11 protein-coding genes are annotated in these 17,951 nt (G+C 69.2%); 3 read left to right on the top strand and 8 right to left on the bottom strand.

Annotation, left to right across the window (positions count from 1 at the left end; genetic code table 11):
• Window positions 1–211 precede the first annotated feature (211 nt).
• The 4 genes from D1J60_RS27575 to D1J60_RS27560 all read right to left on the bottom strand — a co-directional run bounded on the left by D1J60_RS27575 (window position 212) and on the right by D1J60_RS27560 (window position 4,984).
• On the bottom strand, window positions 212–1,471 hold the full coding sequence (locus D1J60_RS27575; RefSeq protein ID WP_241253612.1) for a sugar ABC transporter permease: 1,260 nt from the start codon (window positions 1,469–1,471) through the stop codon (window positions 212–214).
• 29 nt (window positions 1,472–1,500) lie between these two features.
• On the bottom strand, window positions 1,501–2,289 hold the full coding sequence (locus D1J60_RS27570; RefSeq protein ID WP_007267176.1) for an ATP-binding cassette domain-containing protein: 789 nt from the start codon (window positions 2,287–2,289) through the stop codon (window positions 1,501–1,503).
• Window positions 2,290–2,536: 247 nt separating this feature from the next.
• Window positions 2,537–3,652 (bottom strand): substrate-binding domain-containing protein, encoded by a 1,116-nt coding sequence (locus D1J60_RS27565; RefSeq protein ID WP_206436579.1) that lies wholly within the window; start codon window positions 3,650–3,652, stop codon window positions 2,537–2,539.
• A gap of 117 nt (window positions 3,653–3,769) precedes the next feature.
• Window positions 3,770–4,984: an ROK family transcriptional regulator gene (locus D1J60_RS27560; protein WP_125599578.1), complete on the bottom strand. Its 1,215-nt coding sequence runs from the start codon at window positions 4,982–4,984 to the stop codon at window positions 3,770–3,772.
• A 616-nt stretch (window positions 4,985–5,600) separates the two neighbouring features.
• Here D1J60_RS27560 and mgtA point away from each other — a divergent pair.
• A complete protein-coding gene (gene mgtA, locus D1J60_RS27555; protein WP_241253412.1) occupies window positions 5,601–8,321 on the top strand; it encodes a magnesium-translocating P-type ATPase in 2,721 nt (906 codons plus the stop codon).
• Window positions 8,322–8,409: 88 nt separating this feature from the next.
• On the top strand, window positions 8,410–9,291 hold the full coding sequence (locus D1J60_RS27550) for a hypothetical protein (protein ID WP_125822895.1): 882 nt from the start codon (window positions 8,410–8,412) through the stop codon (window positions 9,289–9,291).
• Here the strand turns inward: D1J60_RS27550 and D1J60_RS27545 are convergent.
• The 4 genes from D1J60_RS27545 to acnA all read right to left on the bottom strand — a co-directional run bounded on the left by D1J60_RS27545 (window position 9,269) and on the right by acnA (window position 15,657).
• Window positions 9,269–10,198 (bottom strand): carbohydrate ABC transporter permease, encoded by a 930-nt coding sequence (locus tag D1J60_RS27545; RefSeq protein ID WP_125599584.1) that lies wholly within the window; start codon window positions 10,196–10,198, stop codon window positions 9,269–9,271. The two genes, D1J60_RS27550 and D1J60_RS27545, sit on opposite strands and share 23 nt — an antisense overlap.
• Before the next feature lie 13 nt (window positions 10,199–10,211).
• A complete protein-coding gene (locus D1J60_RS27540) occupies window positions 10,212–11,159 on the bottom strand; it encodes a sugar ABC transporter permease (protein WP_125822894.1) in 948 nt (315 codons plus the stop codon).
• A gap of 37 nt (window positions 11,160–11,196) precedes the next feature.
• Window positions 11,197–12,627 (bottom strand): N-acetylglucosamine/diacetylchitobiose ABC transporter substrate-binding protein, encoded by a 1,431-nt coding sequence (ngcE, locus tag D1J60_RS27535; protein WP_125822893.1) that lies wholly within the window; start codon window positions 12,625–12,627, stop codon window positions 11,197–11,199.
• 315 nt (window positions 12,628–12,942) lie between these two features.
• Complete coding sequence (acnA, locus tag D1J60_RS27530; RefSeq protein ID WP_125822892.1) at window positions 12,943–15,657, bottom strand: aconitate hydratase AcnA; 2,715 nt, start codon at window positions 15,655–15,657, stop codon at window positions 12,943–12,945.
• Window positions 15,658–16,170: 513 nt separating this feature from the next.
• On the opposite strand from acnA, the gene D1J60_RS27525 reads away from it, so the two are divergent.
• Window positions 16,171–17,700 (top strand): UDP-N-acetylglucosamine 1-carboxyvinyltransferase, encoded by a 1,530-nt coding sequence (locus D1J60_RS27525; RefSeq protein WP_125599594.1) that lies wholly within the window; start codon window positions 16,171–16,173, stop codon window positions 17,698–17,700.
• Window positions 17,701–17,951 lie beyond the last annotated feature (251 nt).

Genomic DNA, 17,951 nt, shown 5'->3' with positions numbered 1-17,951 from the left:
TGTTCCGCTCGCGAGGGCGGTCATCGGGCGGTACCTGGCGGGGCACGCCTTTGTCATACCTGTACACCTCGTCGCGACGTCACACATCCCAAACGGGCGTATACCAGCACACTCGTACGTACGCGCGTACGCACGGGTGCCCGGCACCACACGAAGTGGCACCGGGCACTGTGACGGGTCTTACCGCCTGGGATCGGCCCAGGCCACGCGGCTAGGCGCGGCCGGCCGACTTCTGGGTCTTGCGGGTCACCGAGTCGATGACCACCGTCGCCAGCAGGACGGCGCCGGTGATCATGTACTGGATCGGAGTCGCGATCCCCTCCAGGGCCAGACCGTACTGGATGCTGGTGATGACCATCACACCGAGGAGGGCGTTCCAGGTGCGGCCGCGGCCGCCGAAGAGGCTGGTGCCGCCGATGACGGCCGCCGCGATCACGTTCATCAGCAGGTCGCCGGCGCCGGCGCTCTGGTTGGCCGCCGCGATCTTGGAGGCCCAGAAGAGGCCGCCGATGGCCGCGAAGGTGCCGGCGATGGAGAAGACGGCGATGCGGATGCCGTTGACGTTGATGCCCGCGCGGCGGGAGGCCTCGACGCTGCCGCCGAGGGCGAAGACGTTGCGGCCGAAGGTGGTGCGGCGCAGGACGAAGTCCGTGCCGACCAGGGCCACCACGAAGATGACCAGGGCCAGGGGCAGGCCCTTGTACTGGTTGAACACGACGGCGGGGCCGAAGGTGAAGACCGCGAGCAGACCGGTGCGCAGCAGGATCTCGCTGAGCGGCCGCGAGGGGACGCCGGCGGCCTCCCGGCGGCGGTTGTCGAAGTAGGTGGCGAGGAAGTACGCCACCGTGGCGACGGCCGCGAGGCCGTAGCCGGCGGCCACGTCCGAGAAATAGTACGTGGTGAGCTGTCCGACGACGCCCTCGGAGTCGAGGTTGATGGTGCCGTTGCTGCCGAGGATCTGGAGCATGGCGCCGGACCAGAACAGCAGGCCGGACAGGGTGACGGCGAAGGCCGGGGCGCCGATCTTGGCGAAGAAGAAGCCGTGGATCGCGCCGATCAGGGCGCCGCCGCCGACGGCGGCGAGGATCGCGACCCACTCGTTGACGCCGTGGGTGACGGCGAGGACGGCGACGATGGCGCCCGAGACGCCGCTGACCGAGCCGACCGAGAGGTCGATCTCGCCGAGCAGCAGCACGAAGATGATACCGACGGCCATCATGCCGGTGGCGACCATGGTGATCGCGATGTTGGAGAGGTTCTCCGGGGAGAGGAAGTTGGAGTTCAGCCCCTGGAAGATGCTCCAGATGATGATCAGGCCGAGGACGACCGGGATCGAGCCCAGGTCGCCGGCCTTCATCTTGCGGCCGAACTCGCTCAGGTAGCCGGACAGCCCCTGCTCGCGCACGAGCAGGCGGGGGTCGACCACCGGAATGGCGTCCGCCGGGGCGGCGGGGTTGGCCAGCTTGGCCACCTCTTCCGCCGCGGTGTGGTGTTCGGTGCTCACTTGCGGGCCTCCCCCGTGCGGGCCGCCCGGCGGGTCACGGCGTTGTCCGTGGCCCCGGTGATGGCGGAGATGATCTCTTCCTGCGAGGTGTCGGCGACGTTGAAGACGCCGTTGTTGCGGCCCAGCCGCAGCACCGCCACCTTGTCGGCGACGGCCTTGACGTCGGCCATGTTGTGGCTGATGAGGATGACGGCGTGGCCGCGCTCGCGCAGCCGCTCGACGAGGTCGAGCACCTGTGCGGTCTGCTCGACGCCGAGGGCGGCGGTGGGCTCGTCGAGGATGACGAGCTTGGGCTCGCCCAGCATCGAGCGGGCGATCGCGACGGTCTGGCGCTGGCCGCCGGAGAGCGAGGCGATGGGGATCCGGACACTGGGGATCCGGATGGACAGGGTGGTGAGGAGCTCGCGGGCGCGGCGCTCCATCTCCACCTCGTCCAGGACGCCGAAGCGCTTGAGCTCGCGCCCGAGGAAGAGGTTGCCGACGACGTCGATGTTGTCGCACAGCGCGAGGTCCTGGTAGACGGTCGCGATGCCGAGGTTCTGGGCGTCGTGGGGCTTGCCGATGGAGACCGGGCGGCCCTCCCACTCGATGACTCCGTCATCGATGGGGTGCACGCCGGCGATCGTCTTGACCAGCGTGGACTTGCCGGCGCCGTTGTCGCCGACCAGGGCGACCACCTCACCGGAGTGGATCTCGAGTTCTACGTCGGTCAGGGCCTGGACGGCGCCGAACCGCTTCGAGACCCCTCGCAACGCCAGCACGGGCGCAGCGGACACATGAACCATCTCCTTCGCCGCCTGACCGGCGGGGATGTCGTGCAAAAGAGCAGGAGCGGGGCGGATGGGATACGACAAGCGAAAGGCGAATCGTTTTTGCGGTAAAGCGTTCTTGCAATGCGGCGTTCTTGTAATGCAGCGGCTTCGCAATGCGGCGTTTCTGCCCGGCGCCCCGCGGTTGGCGGGGTATGAGGGGCGGGGCGCCGGGCAGGGCAGGGGGGGCCGCCGGGCCACGGAGGGGCGGCGGCGGGGGGCCTTACTTGAGGCCGATGGTGGCGCAGGCGGCCGCGAACTTGTCGGTGCAGATCTCGTCGACCGTGTAGACGCCGTCCTTGACGACGGTGTCCTTGATGTTGCTCTTGGTGAGCGAGACGACCGGGATCAGCACGGACGGGACGCCCTTGCTGGTCGGGCTGTCGACCTTGTTGTTGATGATCCCGTCGATCTTCTCGCCCTTGGCGAGGGCGACGGCCATCTCGGCGGCGGCCGCGGCCTCGGGAGCGTACGGCTTGTAGACGCTCATGAACTGCTCGCCCGCCACGATCCGCTGCACACCGGCGAGTTCGGCGTCCTGGCCGGTGACCGGGGGCAGGGGGGACAGACCGGCGGCCTTGAGGGCGGTGATGATGCCGCCGGCCATGCCGTCGTTGGCCGAGTAGACGCCGATCACCTTGTCCTTGCCGAGCGCGGTCAGCGCGCCCGCCATGTTGGTGTTGGCGTTCTCCGGCTTCCACTCCTTGGTGTCGTACTCCTTGCCGATGGTCACCTTGCCGTCGAGGACGGAGTGGGCGCCCTTCTTGAACAGCGCGGCGTTCGGGTCCGTCACGGAGCCGTTCATCATGACGATCTGGCCGTCCTTGGCCTTGTCGCCCAGGGCCTCCAGCAGCGCCTTGCCCTGGACCTTGCCGACCTCTTCGTTGTCGAAGGAGGTGTAGGCGTCGATCGGGCCCTCCGCCAGGCGGTCGTAGGCGACGACCGGGATGCCGGCGTCCTTGGCCTTCTTGACCGAGCCGGCGATGGCCTTGGCGTCGACCGCGTCGACGATCAGGACGTTCACCTTGTTGGTGATCATCGTGTCGACCTGCGAGTTCTGCGTGGTCGCGTCCTGCTTGGCGTTGGCGTAGACCACCTGGGCCTTGCCGCCGGTGAGATCGGCGATCTTCTTCTCGATCAGCGGCTTGTCGAACTTCTCGTAGCGCGCGGTCTGGTTCTCGGGCAGGAGCAGACCGACCTTGATCGCGTCACCTGCGGCGGCGGAACCGGAGGGCTTCTTCTCGCCGCCCGCTTCCTTGGCGCTGCCACATGCGGCCAGCGAAACGGCCATGGCGCCGGCGGCGACGGCAACGGCGGCTCTACGCATACGCGTGTTCATTCGTTGAACCTCCCTGACGAGGCCGCAACGCTGCGGCCGAGGTGGACGTGAGTCAACCCCGGCCGTCGTTTGCCGTCAAGGAGTGAATACTTAACGAGATGACAACGGTGCCATCCGTTATCTACCTGAAGACATGGCGGCAGGGACTCGCACCCCAATGCCATTTTCCGCCAAAAGCGTCGAATCGCCCATCTCGCTGAGTACGAGGGCCAGTGCGCCGAGTACTTCCGCGCGGCCGCCCAGCGACCCCGTGAGGACCGACAGCTGCCGGGCCGCGCTGGGGATCGCGTACCGCCCCACGGACTCGCGGATCGGTGCCAGCACCAGCTCCCCGGCCTCCGCCAGCGAGCCGCCGAGCACGATCCGGTTCGGGTTCAGGAGGTTGCACAGGCTGGCCACGCCGCTGCCGATGTGCCGGCCCACGTCGGTGATGACCCGGCGGCACCCCGGGTCGCCGCCGCGGGCCAGCTCGACCACCTTCTCCATCGTCAGTTCCGGCCCGTGCGTGCCCTGGAGCAGCGGCAGCACGTACCGGGCCGCGGCGAAGGTCTCCAGGCAGCCGCGGTTGCCGCAGCGGCAGACGGGACCCGACTCGTCGAGGGTGATGTGCCCGATCTCCCCGGCCGTGCCGCCGGGCCCCCGGTAGATCTGACCGTTGATCACCAGGCCCGCGCCCACACCGCTCGCGACCTTGATGTACGCCAGGTCGCGGACCCCCCGGCCGCTGCCCCAGACGAGTTCCCCCAGCGCGCCGAGGTTCGCGTCGTTGTCCACGTAGACGGGCACGCCCAGGCGCTGCGAGAGCTCCTGGCGCGGGTTGATCCCGGCCCAGCCCGGCAGGATCGCCGTCGAGCCCAGCGTGCCGGACTCCACGTCGATCGGGCCCGGGACGCCGAGCCCGACGCCGATGACCTTGTCGCGGGCCACCCCGATGCCCTGGACCAACCGTCCGACCAGGGACTCCGCCCGGTCGAAGCCGTCCACCCAGGACGCGTCCACGTCCAGCGGCTCGGCCTCCTCGGCGAGCACCTGGTGCGCCAGGTTGCCCACGGCCACCCGCAGGTGGGTGTGGCCGAAGTCCACTCCGATGACGATGCCCGCGTCCCCGCTGAGCGAGACGCTGCGGGCCCGGCGGCCGCCGGCCGAGGTGTCGGTGACCTCGACGGTGCCGCTCTCCTTCAGTTCACGGACGATGTTGGAGACCGTGGCCGCCGACAGTCCGGTGGTGCGGGCGATCTCCGCCTGGGTCAGCGAACCGGCGAGGCGCACGGCCCGCACGACTCTCTCCAGGTTCGCGCGATGCAGCGAGGACTGCGATCCGGGAGTCTGCACGACTCATCCACTCCTGCCCATAAGCGACGGCCATCCGTCGCCCCCCGGCCGGTCATCGCGGCTGCGTGCTCCGAGACCCCGGCGTCTCTCCAACTTGTGAACCTTAAGTCGAGCCTTTGCCCTCTCCGCCGTCAAGAGGCTGAGACAGAGCGAACCGGACACATAGCCCGAAAGTATGAACAAGGGCCACCTGGATCGTGCTACGGTCGCTGAGGCGCCGGTCCTCTGCGGCCTTTCCGGCCGGACCGCGCGCCGTGCCGTGACAGCGCTACGCGAGGAGGTGTTCGGGATGAGTCCCGATCGAAGTCCTCGCCGCGCCTGCGCAGGCTGATCCGACGGCCGTCCGGGCCCTGGCCCCGCTGACCGGCTGACCCTCCGCGCACGCCCACGGCCACGACCCCGTGCCGTTCCCGTGCCGCGCCCGCGCCGGGTCCTCCCGCGGGACCGTTTCCCCTCTCCTCTCCGTCCGCATGCCCTGACTCTCCTGTCAGGCATACGTCATCCATGTCCGCGGCGCACCCCGTGGCGTCCCGCGCCACCCCGCGCCGCACATCGATCACTCCACGTCACCGCGCGGCTCCGCGCTGCCCGGACGCCGTGGAGGGAGGTATTCGTCATGACCATGCTCACCCCGCGCACCCCTCAGAAGCTCGCGCCGCCGGGCCGCGGCCGCCGCGAGCGCAAGGCCGCCGAGCTGGAGGCCGCCACCCGCCTCGCCGGCGAACGTCTGGCCGCGATCAGCGCCCGTCCGGCCGTACGGGTCCTCCAGGACGCCGACGCCTGCCGGTCGGGCCTCACCCACGCCGAGGCGGCACGGCGGCTGGAGCGCCACGGCCCCAACGTCGTCGCCCGGGAACGCGCCCCGCTGTGGACCACGCAGCTCGCGAAGGCCTTCTGCAACCCCTTCATCGGCGTCCTGGCCTTCCTCGCCGCCGTCATGTTCTGGCAGGACCCGGCGGATCCCGGGGTCGTCATCCTCTCGGTGATGGTGGCGGTCAGCGGGCTGCTGCGGTTCTGGCAGGAGTACCGCTCGGGCCGGGCCGCCGACGCCCTGAAGGAGCTCGTCACCACCACCTGCGCGGTGCAGCGCCGGGCCGGCGGCGGATCGGTGCCCACCACCGTCGAGGTGCCGATGGACCGGGTGGTCCCGGGCGACCTGGTCAAGCTGGCCGCCGGCGACCTGATCCCCGCCGACCTGCGGCTGATCACCTCCAAGGACCTGATGGTCGGCCAGGCGGCGCTGTCCGGCGAGTCCTTGCCCGTCCCCAAGGCCGACACCCGTCGCGAGGACCTCGGCCAGGACGCGACCACCGACCCGGTGGAGGCCGACAACCTCTGCCTGATGGGCACTTCGGTGACCTCCGGCACCGCCACCGGCGTGGTCGTCGCCACCGGCGCCGACACCTACTTCGGCTCCATGGCCGGCAGCCTGGTGGGCGAGCGTCCGCAGACCAGCTTCGACACCGGCGTGCGCAAGGTCAGCTTCCTGCTGATCCGCTTCATGCTGGTGATGGTCCCCGTCGTCTTCGTGGTCAACGGCCTCACCAAGGGCGACTGGAACGAAGCCTTCCTGTTCGGTGTCGCCGTCGCGGTCGGCCTGACCCCCGAGATGCTGCCGATGGTCGTCTCCGCCAACCTGGCGCGCGGCGCGGTCGCCATGTCCCGGCGCAAGGTGGTCGTCAAGCGGCTGAACGCGATCCAGAACCTGGGCGCGATGGACGTGCTCTGCACGGACAAGACCGGCACCCTCACCGAGGACCGGATCGTCCTGGACCGCTACCTGGACGTGCACGGCGCCGACGACGGCGAGGTCCTGGAGTACGGCTACCTCAACGCCCACTTCCAGACCGGCCTGAAGAACCTGATGGACCAGGCGGTCATCGACCGCGTCAACGAGGCCGAGGAGGTTGTCGTCGACGCACGGTTCTCGATGGTCGACGAGATCCCCTTCGACTTCGCCCGGCGCCGGATGTCCGTGGTCCTCAACCGCAACGGCGTGGCCGGGAAGGCCGGCCGGCCCGAGCACGTCCTGATCACCAAGGGTGCGGTCGAGGAGGTCCTGGCCCTGTGCACCCACATGACCGACCGCGGCGTGGAGGTCGGGCTGACCGGCGAACTGCGCCGGCGCGCCACCCGGATCGCCGAGGAGAACAACCGGCAGGGCCTGCGCGTCCTGGCGGTGGCCACCCGCACCGTCGCCGAGCCCCGCGACACCTACACCGTCGCGGACGAGGAAGGGCTGACCCTGGTCGGCTTCCTCGCCTTCCTCGACCCGCCGAAGGCCTCCGCGGCCGCCGCCCTGCGGGGTCTCGCGGACAAGGGCATCGCGGTGAAGGTGGTCACCGGGGACAACGAGCTCGTCGCCGCCCGGGTCTGCGCCGACGTCGGCATCGAGGTGGGCCACGTGGTCCCGGGCTCCGAGGTGGACGCCCTCGACGACACGGCGCTGCGCGCGCTGGCCGCCCGTACTACGGTCTTCGCCAAGGCCAACCCGGTCCAGAAGGCGCGGATCGTCCGGGCCCTGCGGGCCGAGGGGCACACCGTCGGCTTCCTCGGCGACGGGATCAACGACGCGGCCGCCCTGCGCGAGGCCGACGTCGGCATCTCGGTCGACACCGCCGTGGACATCGCCAAGGAGTCGGCGGACATCATCCTGCTGGAGAAGGACCTGACCGTCCTGGAACAGGGCGTGTTCCAGGGCCGGACCACCTTCGGTAACACGATCAAGTACATCAAGATGACGGCCTCGTCGAACTTCGGCAACGTCTTCTCGGTGCTGGTGGCGAGCGCGTTCATCCCCTTCCAGCCGATGCTCGCGATCATGCTGCTGGTGCAGAACCTGGTCTACGACATCTCCCAGCTGGCCACGCCCTGGGACCGGATGGACGAGGAGTACCTGCGCAAGCCGCGCGACTGGGACGCCAAGGGCATCCTCCGCTTCATGGTCGGGATCGGCCCCATCAGCTCCGTCTTCGACATCGCCATGTTCCTGATCATGTGGCACGTCTTCGCGGCGAACACCGCGGCCGAGCAGTCGCTCTTCCAGTCCGGCTGGTTCGTCGAGGGACTGCTCTCGCAGACCCTGGTCGTCCACATGATCCGCACCCGCAAGATCCCGTTCGTCCAGTCCCGCGCCTCCTGGCCGGTGATGGCGATGACCGTCCTCGCGGTACTGACCGGGCTCTGGCTCCCCTTCTCCCCGCTGGCCCCCGCACTGGGGTTCACCGCCCTGCCGGCGGCGTACTTCCCGTGGCTGATCGGCGTACTGCTCGCGTACTGCACGCTCACCCAGCTCGTGAAGACCTTCTACATCCGCCGCTTCGGCACCTGGCTCTAGGCCGGGAGACGGCCGGTCACCCCCAATGAATTGAACGCGTTCAGGCCGGCTGGCAGTATGGGTCCAGGGCGGTCACCAGGGGGCGGGCATGCGTCAGAAACGTTCGTACGGGCGGGTGTTGGCGGTCTCGGTCCTGGTGGGATACCTGGAGGTCGCGCTCACCGTCGTGGTCGCACTGCTGTACGTCCGGACGCAGCCGCCCCCGGACACCCCGCCCGACCGGGACCGGATCGCAGCGGCCCTCTTCTCCGTCGCCGGACTCACCGGCGTCATCGGGTTCCTGCTGTCGCTGCTCTTCGTGCTCCCGGCGGTCGCGCTGTCCGACCTGCTCGGCCGCCGGCTCGGCGAGCGTGCCGCGTGGTGCTGCGTACCGCTGCTGGTGGCCGCCCTGCTGGCGCCGCCCGTCTGGGTCTTCGCCTCGTACAACGACGCGCAGACCCGGCCCGTGCTGCTCTTCTGGGCCTCGGCCACGGCCTCGCTGTCGGCGGGGGCCCTGGCCGCCCGGCCCCGGGGTGAGGGCCTCGCGCGCCGGGTGGCGCTGTGGGGCGGAGCCCTGGTGGCGGGGACGGGCCTGTTCGGCACCCTGGGGCTCGTCACCGGAGCGCTGCCCCCGTACGAGCCCCCCGTGATCGGACCGGCGGCCCTGGCCGGTACCTGGTCCGACCACACGGGCAACACCCTGACCTTCACGGCGGACGGCCGGGTCACCGCCTCCGGTGTCGCCGAGCACTCCCCCGGCGACACCTGGGGCGGCGTCCCGCCGGGCTGCTCGGGCACGGGCACCTGGTCATACGAGCCCGGCCGGGACCCGTGGTCCCAGCGGGTCCGCGTGGACGTACCGGGGTGCGGCTGGCCGGCGTGGGGCGTCGGCGGCACCGGACGGGAGCCGAGGATCCACCAGAGCGTCGGGGGGCCCGGTTCCGGGAAGCGGTACCAGCTGCGGAAGGCTACTTCAGCGTCGCCGAGGTGAGGCCCGCCTGGATCTGGCGCTGGAAGGACAGGTAGACCACCAGCATCGGGATCATCGCGATGGTCACGCCGGCGAACAGCACCGGCAGGTCCGTCTCGTAGCCCATCTGGTACTGGAGCTGGATCAGGCCCTGGGTGAGCATGTACCGCTCGGGGTCGGACCCGCTCTGCGGCTGCATCAGCACCGAGGGCAGGATGTACTGGTTCCACTGGCCCAGGACGTTGAATATCCCCACGCTGATCAGGCCGGGCTTGGCCATCGGCAGCATCACCTGGAAGAAGATCCGGGTGTCGGAGGCCCCGTCGATCACCGCCGCCTCGTGCACCGCCGTCGGCAGGGTGCGGAAGAAGGAGTGCATGAAGAAGACCGTGAAGGGCAGCGAGTAGGCGACGTAGACCAGGATCAGCCCCTGGTAGGTGTTGAGCATGTCCAGGCGCCGGACCATGAAGAACAGCGGTACGAGCGCCAGGAAGACGGGGAACATGGCCCCACTGACGAAGAAGTAGTAGATGATCCGGTTCCCCCGGAAGGGGTAGCGGGCCAGGACGTACGCGGCCATCGAGCCCAGCAGCATCGTCAGTGGGACCGAGAAGGCCATCACGATCAGGGTGTGGCCGAAGTAGCCGCCGATTCCCTTGTCCCAGGCGCGGGCGAAGGCGTCGAAGTGCCAGTTGGAGGGCCAGCTGAGGGCCGAGGCGCCGATCTGGGTGTCGGTCTTGAAGGAGCCGAGCGCCAGCCAGACGAGCGGCAGGACGATCAGCACCGCCCAGACGGCGAGGAAACCGTGCGAGAAGACGTTGAGCACCATGCCGTCGGAGCGGCGGCCCCCGCCGCCCTGGCCGGGGCCCCCGGAGCCGCCGGAACGCTCGGCGGAGGACTCGCCCGGCGCCTTGATCACTGTGGTCATCGTGGACTCCCGCTCAGAACTCGATGCGCTCGCGGCGGGTGGCGCGCAGCGTGACGATGGAGAGGATCATGGTCAGGACGAGCATGACCACGCCCATGGCGCAGGCGTAGCCGCTCTTGCCGAAGTAGAGGAAGTTGCGCATCAGCACCGTGGCCATGACCTCGCTGTGGTGGTCGGGTCCGCCGCCGAACTGGCCCGAGGTCATGGTCGACACCAGGACGAACATGTCCATCGCGGCGATGCCCAGGTAGACCGCGGAGGTCTGCACAGAGTCCCACAGCAGGGGCAGCGTCACCCGCAGGAAGGTCTGGGCGCGCCCGGCGCCGTCGAGCAGGGCGGCCTCGTAGATGTCCCTGGGCAAGGACTGCATGGCGGCCGAGAAGAGGACGAGGTAGAAGCCGACGCCGTGCCAGACCACCACGAGGAGCAGGCACCACAGGACGAGGTCGGGGTCGTTGAGCCATTCGACCGGGCGGGCCGGGTCGACCAGGCCCGCCCAGGAGAGCAGGCCGTTGAGCAGGCCGCCCTCGTCGCTGCGGTACACCGCTCCGAAGAGCACCGCGAGGATCGCGAGGGAGAGGACCTGCGGGAAGAAGTAGACGATCTTGTAGAAGGCCGATCCGCGTACGCCCCGCACCCCGCCGGCCCCGCTGCGCCCTCCCGCGTTCACCATGAAGGCGAAGAAGAGGGCGAGCAGGATGGTGATCACGGGGACGAACACCAGGAGCAGCAGGTTGTGCCAGAGGGCGCCGCGGAAGACCTCGTCGTCCATCAGGGCGGAGTAGTTCTCCAGGCCGACGAAGTCGAACGTCGGCGACTGGCCCGACCAGTTGGTGAAGGAGTAGCCGAACGTCTGAACGTAGGGCCAGATGACGAAGGTCAGGTACAGCGCGAGCGGCAGGACGAGGAAGCCGGCGATGAAGCCGGTGGTCCTTCCCCTGCGCCGGGCTACTTGGCTCATGGTGTCCGTCCCTGTGACGCTGCCGGTCGACGTGGGGTCAGCTGCGGTGGTTGTTCTTGGCGTTGGGGTCCTTGGCAGCCTTGTCTACCGCAGCCTGGGCCCGCTTGATCCACTCCTTTGGCTGGATCCGCTGGGCCATCAGCTCATTGGACGCGTTCTGGATGTCGGAGTCCATCTCGCTGTACCAGTCGGGGTAGAGGTAGTTGAAGGTGTCGGCCCCGGCGGCCTTGACCGCGGCGACGGCGGACTGCGTGCCCGGCCGGAGCTTGACGCCCGGGTCGACGCCGTCCTTGACGACGGTCAGGGAGTTGGCCTGCTGGGCGAAGAGGGTGGACCACTCGCGGGAGAGCATGGAGCGCAGGAACTCCAGGCCGCCGGCCTTGTTGGCGGCCTTCTCGGGGACGACGAAGGCCTCGTTGGCGCCGGCCCGGATGGCGGTGAGGGGCAGCTTGCTGTCGGCGAGCACGGGGACCGGCAGGAACTTCATGTCGAAGTCCTCCGGGGTCTGCTTGAGCTGCTCGTTCTCGAGCCAGGAGCCGGATGGGATGAAGGCGGCCTTGTACTGGTTCCAGGCGGTCTGGGACTCGGTGTGGGTCAGGCCGTTCGTGCCGGGCATGAGGTAGCCCTTCTCGACCACCTCGTAGACCGCCTCCACGGCGGCCAGGGCCGCGGGGTTGCCCTCGAAGGCGTTCGGGGCGAGGTTGTCGATGGCCTTCATGGCCTCCAGACCGCCCTTCTTGGCGATCAGGTCCATGATGACGACGTTGATGTAGTAGGGGTACTTCCCCTGGTGGGCCAGGCCGCCGATGCCGGCCTCCTTGGCCTTGGCGCAGACGGCCAGGAACTCGTCCCAGGTCTTCGGCTCGGTCCAGCCCTTCTCCTTGAAGAGCTTGCCGGAGTACCAGAGGCCGAAAACGGTGTACACGTAGTTGAGGGCGACGAACTTGCCGCCCTGGGAGCCCTGTTCGACCGTGCCGGGGATCAGGGTGTCGCGGACCTTCCTGGTCGGGTCGTCGAGCGAGGGGGAGTCCAGGAGCGCGGTCAGGTCGGCGAGCTGGCCGCCCTTGGCCAGGACGTCGATCTTGATCATCTGGGCGCCGGAGTCGTTGAGGACGTCCGGCGGGTTGCCCGCGTTGAAGCGGGGCTGGAGCTTGGCCGCGATCTCCTGGGTGGCCAGGTGGGAGCTGGTGGTGCCCCACTTCTTGTCGAACGCGGCCTCCCAGGCCTTCGCGTAGTCGTCACCGAAACCGCCCTTGAAGATGACCACGTCGAGCTTCCCGCCCTTGGCGAGACCGAAGGGGTTCTCCTTGGACACGACCCCCTTGTCGGGGCCCTTCGTGGTGCCCTCACCGCCGGAGGCGCAGGCGGACAAGAAGCTCATCGTCGGCACGCTGATCAGTCCGAGCGCTGCGGAACGCTTGATCAGATCACGGCGGCCGAGGCCCTCACCAGTGGATCCCATGCTCATGTCCTCGCCTTCGTCAGATGTGTGAAGGAGGCCGGAAACAGCGGCAGTTACCGTGCAGGCGGGCATCGCCGCAGGTCCCCCGGCTTCCCCCGGTCCGGGGCCGCTCGTCGCGCGGTGGCCCGGACGCGCACAGGTATAGTCCACTTCCGCTCGACTGAGCAAGATCGTGCACAAGGATCGTTCCCGGCTTTTCCGAGTTGAGACCTGTCCGTTGCCTGGGACCGCCGCCGCGAAAAGCGGAAGGGCCGCACCCCCTTAACGGGGGTACGGCCCTATGGTGCCGACTGACGGCGGATCGCTCCGCCTGGCGCGCCCTTAGCCGCGGATGAGGTTCCGCAGGACGTACTGCATGATGCCGCCGTTGCGGTAGTAGTCCGCCTCACCCGGCGTGTCGATGCGGACGACCGCGTCGAAGGAGACACCGGTGTCGGTGGTGACCTTGACCGTGCGCGGGGTGGTGCCGTTGTTCAGCTCCTCCACACCGGTGAAGGAGAAGGTCTCCTCGCCGGTGAGGCCCAGGGAGGCCGCGGTGGCGCCCTCGGGGAACTGGAGCGGCAGGACGCCCATGCCGATCAGGTTCGAGCGGTGGATGCGCTCGTAGGACTCGGCGATGACGGCCTTGACGCCGAGCAGCGCGGTGCCCTTGGCCGCCCAGTCGCGGGACGAGCCGGAGCCGTACTCCTTGCCCGCCAGGATGACCAGCGGGATGCCGGCGGCCTGGTAGTTCTGGGAGGCGTCGTAGATGAAGGAGACCGGCGCGCCCTCGACGGTGAAGTCGCGGGTGAAGCCGCCCTCGGTGCCCGGCGCGATCTGGTTGCGCAGGCGGATGTTGGCGAAGGTACCGCGGATCATGACCTCGTGGTTGCCGCGGCGGGAACCGTACGAGTTGAAGTCGCGGCGCTCGACGCCGTGCTCCGTGAGGTACTTGCCGGCCGGGGTGTCGGCCTTGATCGCACCGGCCGGGGAGATGTGGTCGGTGGTGACCGAGTCGCCCAGCTTCGCCAGCACGCGGGCGCCGGCGATGTCGGAGACCGGGGTGGTCTCCATCGTCATGCCCTCGAAGTAGGGGGGCTTGCGGACGTAGGTGGACTCGGTGTCCCACTCGAAGGTGTTGCCGGTCGGGATCGGCAGCGCCTGCCACTGGGCGTCACCCGCGAAGACGTCCTCGTAGGACTTCGAGAACATGTCCTCGCCGATGGCGTTGGCGACGACGTCGTTGACCTCGGCCTCGGAGGGCCAGATGTCCTTGAGGAAGACCGGGTTGCCCTCGGCGTCGGTGCCGATGGCCTCCGTCGTGATGTCCACCTTCATGGAGCCCGCGATGGCGTACGCGACGACCAGCGGCGGGGAGGCCAGGTAGTTCATCTTGACGTCGGGGTTGATGCGGCCCTCGAAGTTGCGGTTGCCCGAGAGGACCGAGGTGACCGCGAGGTCGTGCTCGTTGATCGCCTGCGAGATCTCCTCGTCCAGCGGACCGGAGTTGCCGATGCAGGTGGTGCAGCCGTACCCGACGAGGTTGAAGCCCATCTTGTCGAGGTACGGGGTCAGGCCGGCCTTGTCGAAGTAGTCGGTGACGACCTTCGAGCCCGGGGCCAGGGTGGTCTTGACCCACGGCTTGCGGGTCAGGCCCTTCTCGACCGCCTTCTTGGCCACGAGCGCCGCGGCGACCATGACGTAGGGGTTCGAGGTGTTGGTGCAGGAGGTGATCGCGGCGACGGTGACGGCGCCGTGGTCGATCTCGAAGGAGGTGCCGTCGGCCAGGGTGACCTGGGTCGGGCGGCTCGGGACGCCGTTGGTGGCGGCCGGGGCGTCGGAGGCCGGGAAGGACTCCTTGCCCGCCTCGTCGGCGTCGTCCACGTAGTTCAGGACGTCCACCGCGAACTGCTGGGCGGCGTTGGCCAGGACGATGCGGTCCTGCGGGCGCTTCGGGCCGGCGATGGAGGGGACGACCGTGGAGAGGTCGAGCTCCAGCTTCTCGGAGAAGTCCGGCTCGGCGGCCGGGTCCAGCCACAGGCCCTGCTCCTTGGCGTACGCCTCGACGAGCGCGACCTGCTGCTCGGAGCGGCCGGTGAGCTTGAGGTACTTCAGGGTCTCGCCGTCGATCGGGAAGATCGCGGCGGTGGAGCCGAACTCCGGCGACATGTTGCCGATGGTGGCGCGGTTCGCGAGGGAGGTGGCGGCGACGCCCTCACCGTAGAACTCGACGAACTTGCCGACGACGCCGTGCTTGCGCAGCATCTCGGTGATCGTGAGGACCAGGTCGGTGGCGGTGGTGCCGGTCGGCAGCTCGCCGGTCAGCTTGAAGCCGACGACGCGGGGGATCAGCATGGAGACCGGCTGGCCGAGCATCGCGGCCTCGGCCTCGATGCCGCCGACGCCCCAGCCGAGGACGCCGAGGCCGTTGACCATGGTGGTGTGCGAGTCGGTGCCGACGAGGGTGTCGGGGTACGCCTGACCGTTACGGACCATGACCGTGCGGGCCAGGTGCTCGATGTTGACCTGGTGGACGATGCCGGTGCCCGGGGGGACGACCTTGAAGTCGTCGAAGGCGGTCTGGCCCCAGCGCAGGAACTGGTAGCGCTCCTTGTTGCGGCCGTACTCCAGCTCCACGTTCTGGGCGAACGCGTCCTTGGTGCCGAACTTGTCGGCGATGACCGAGTGGTCGATGACCAGCTCGGCCGGGGAGAGCGGGTTGACCTTGGACGGGTCGCCGCCGAGCTCCTTCACGGCCTCACGCATGGTGGCGAGGTCCACGACGCAGGGGACGCCGGTGAAGTCCTGCATGATCACGCGCGCCGGCGTGAACTGGATCTCCTGGCTGGGCTGCGCCTGGGAGTCCCAGCCGCCGAGGGCCCGGATGTGGTCGGCGGTGATGTTCGCGCCGTCCTCGGTGCGGAGCAGGTTCTCCAGCAGGACCTTCAGGCTGTAGGGAAGGCGGGCGGCGCCCTCAACCTTGTCCAGCCGGAAGATCTCGTACGACTCGTCGCCCACCTGCAGCGTGCTGCGGGCGTCGAAGCTGTTCGCCGACACGACAGTCTCCTTCATGCATGATCTCGCGCGTATAACCGCAATCCTGCCGCCACGCCCTGTGGCCAATCCGCTAAGGTAAGGCTAAGTTAGGTAACCCTTACCAGCGGGGGCGGCTGCGGTACGCCTTCGGCAGATATCTCGATGTCGAGATAACTCTAGTACATGTCGAGGGGCGGGCACGAGGTGCACACCTCGCGCCCCGCCGGAGCCGTCCACCGGGCGGCCGCTCCGGCACGCCCGGACACCGCCCGGGCGGGCGCCGCCGCGCGCCGCCGGCGCCGCCACGCCCGGCTCCGCCACCCGACCGAAAAGCACGATCGGCGCGAGCAGGACAACAGGCGACCCATCCGCATATGCCCGATACATCCGCACAAAGGGGAGTCACACAGAGGAGTTGGCGGAGTCGGCGCGGCGCAAGCCCTGTTGGGCCGTACGGGCAATCTGACGGGTCGATAACACCCGTCCGCCACGCCCCGGGCGATCCACATCTCATATCTGAGATACGGTGCACCCATGGCAGACGACTACCTCGTACGCATCGGCAAGCTCATCCGTGACGCCCGGCAGCACCGGGGCTGGACGCAGAGTCAGCTCGCGGACGCCCTCGGCACGAGCCAGAGCGCCGTGAACCGCATCGAGCGCGGCAATCAGAACATCAGCCTTGAGATGATCGCCCGAATCGGTGAAGCGCTCGACAGCGAGATCGTCTCCCTGGGCTACGCCGGCCCGATGCACCTGCGCGTCGTCGGCGGCCGCCGGCTGTCCGGTTCCATCGACGTCAAGACGAGCAAGAACGCGTGCGTGGCGCTGCTGTGCGCGTCCCTGCTCAACAAGGGCCGCACGGTCCTGCGCCGGGTCGCCCGCATCGAGGAGGTCTACCGCCTCCTGGAGGTCCTGAACTCCATCGGCGTCCGCACCCGCTGGATCAACGACGGCGTGGACCTGGAGATCGTCCCGCCGGCCCGCCTCGACATGGACGCCATCGACGCGGACGCGGCCGTCCGCACCCGCAGCATCATCATGTTCCTGGGCCCGCTGCTGCACCGCCTGGACCAGTTCCGCCTGCCGTACGCCGGCGGCTGCGACCTCGGCACCCGCACCATCGAGCCCCACATGATCGCCCTGCGCCGCTTCGGCCTGGACATCACCGCGACCGAGGGCATCTACCACGCGAAGGTCGAGGCGGGGGTCGCCCCCGACCGCCCCATCGTCCTGACCGAGCGCGGGGACACGGTCACCGAGAACGCCCTGCTGGCCGCGGCCCGCCACGACGGCGTCACCGTCATCCGCAACGCCTCCTCCAACTACATGGTCCAGGACCTCTGCTTCTTCCTGGAGGCGCTGGGCGTCAAGGTCGAGGGCATCGGCACGACCACCCTGACCGTGCACGGCGTCCCCGTCATCGACGCCGACGTGGACTACTCCCCCTCCGAGGACCCGGTCGAGGCGATGAGCCTCCTGGCCGCCGCCGTGGTGACCGAGTCCGAGCTCACCATCCGCCGCGTCCCGATCGAGTTCATGGAGATCGAGCTCGCGGTCCTGGAGGAGATGGGCCTCGACCACGACCGCTCCGCGGAGTACGTCGCCGACAACGGCCGCACCCGCCTGGTCGACCTCACGGTCCGCCCCTCCAAGCTCGAAGCCCCGATCGACAAGATCCACCCGATGCCGTTCCCCGGGCTGAACATCGACAACGTCCCGTTCTTCGCCGCCATCGCCGCGTCCGCGCAGGGCAAGACCCTGATCCACGACTGGGTGTACGACAACCGGGCCATCTACCTGACCGACCTCAACCGCCTCGGCGGCCGCCTCCAGCTCCTGGACCCCCACCGCGTCCTGGTCGAGGGCCCCACCCGCTGGCGCGCGGCCGAGATGATGTGCCCCCCGGCCCTCCGCCCGGCGGTGGTCGTCCTCCTGGCCATGATGGCGGCCGAGGGCACCTCGGTCCTGCGCAACGTCTACGTCATCAACCGCGGCTACGAGGAACTCGCCGAACGCCTCAACTCGGTGGGCGCGCAGATCGAGATCTTCCGCGACATCTGAGCCGCCCCGGCGCAGCACGAAGGCCCCGCCCCCGGAACCCTCCGGACAAGGCGGGGCCTTCCTCGTGCCAGGCCTCCTCCATGTCGGCAGCCTCGGACAGGGATCCGGTGAAGGCGCAGCAGTACCGTCAGGTGCCGAAGGGTCGGCGGAGTACCGCAGGGCACGGATGGCGACCCGACACCACGGGCCGAGGTGCCGGACACGGTGACGGGACGGCCGCTCGTCTTGGCTGAAGGGGCCCCTTGACGCAC

Origin of the sequence: Streptomyces sp. W1SF4, assembly GCF_003950035.1 — a bacterium.
Lineage (GTDB): Bacteria > Actinomycetota > Actinomycetes > Streptomycetales > Streptomycetaceae > Streptomyces > Streptomyces racemochromogenes.
The sequence above is the reverse complement of the archived record's forward strand: the minus strand, read 5'-3'. Positions and strand labels throughout refer to the sequence as shown.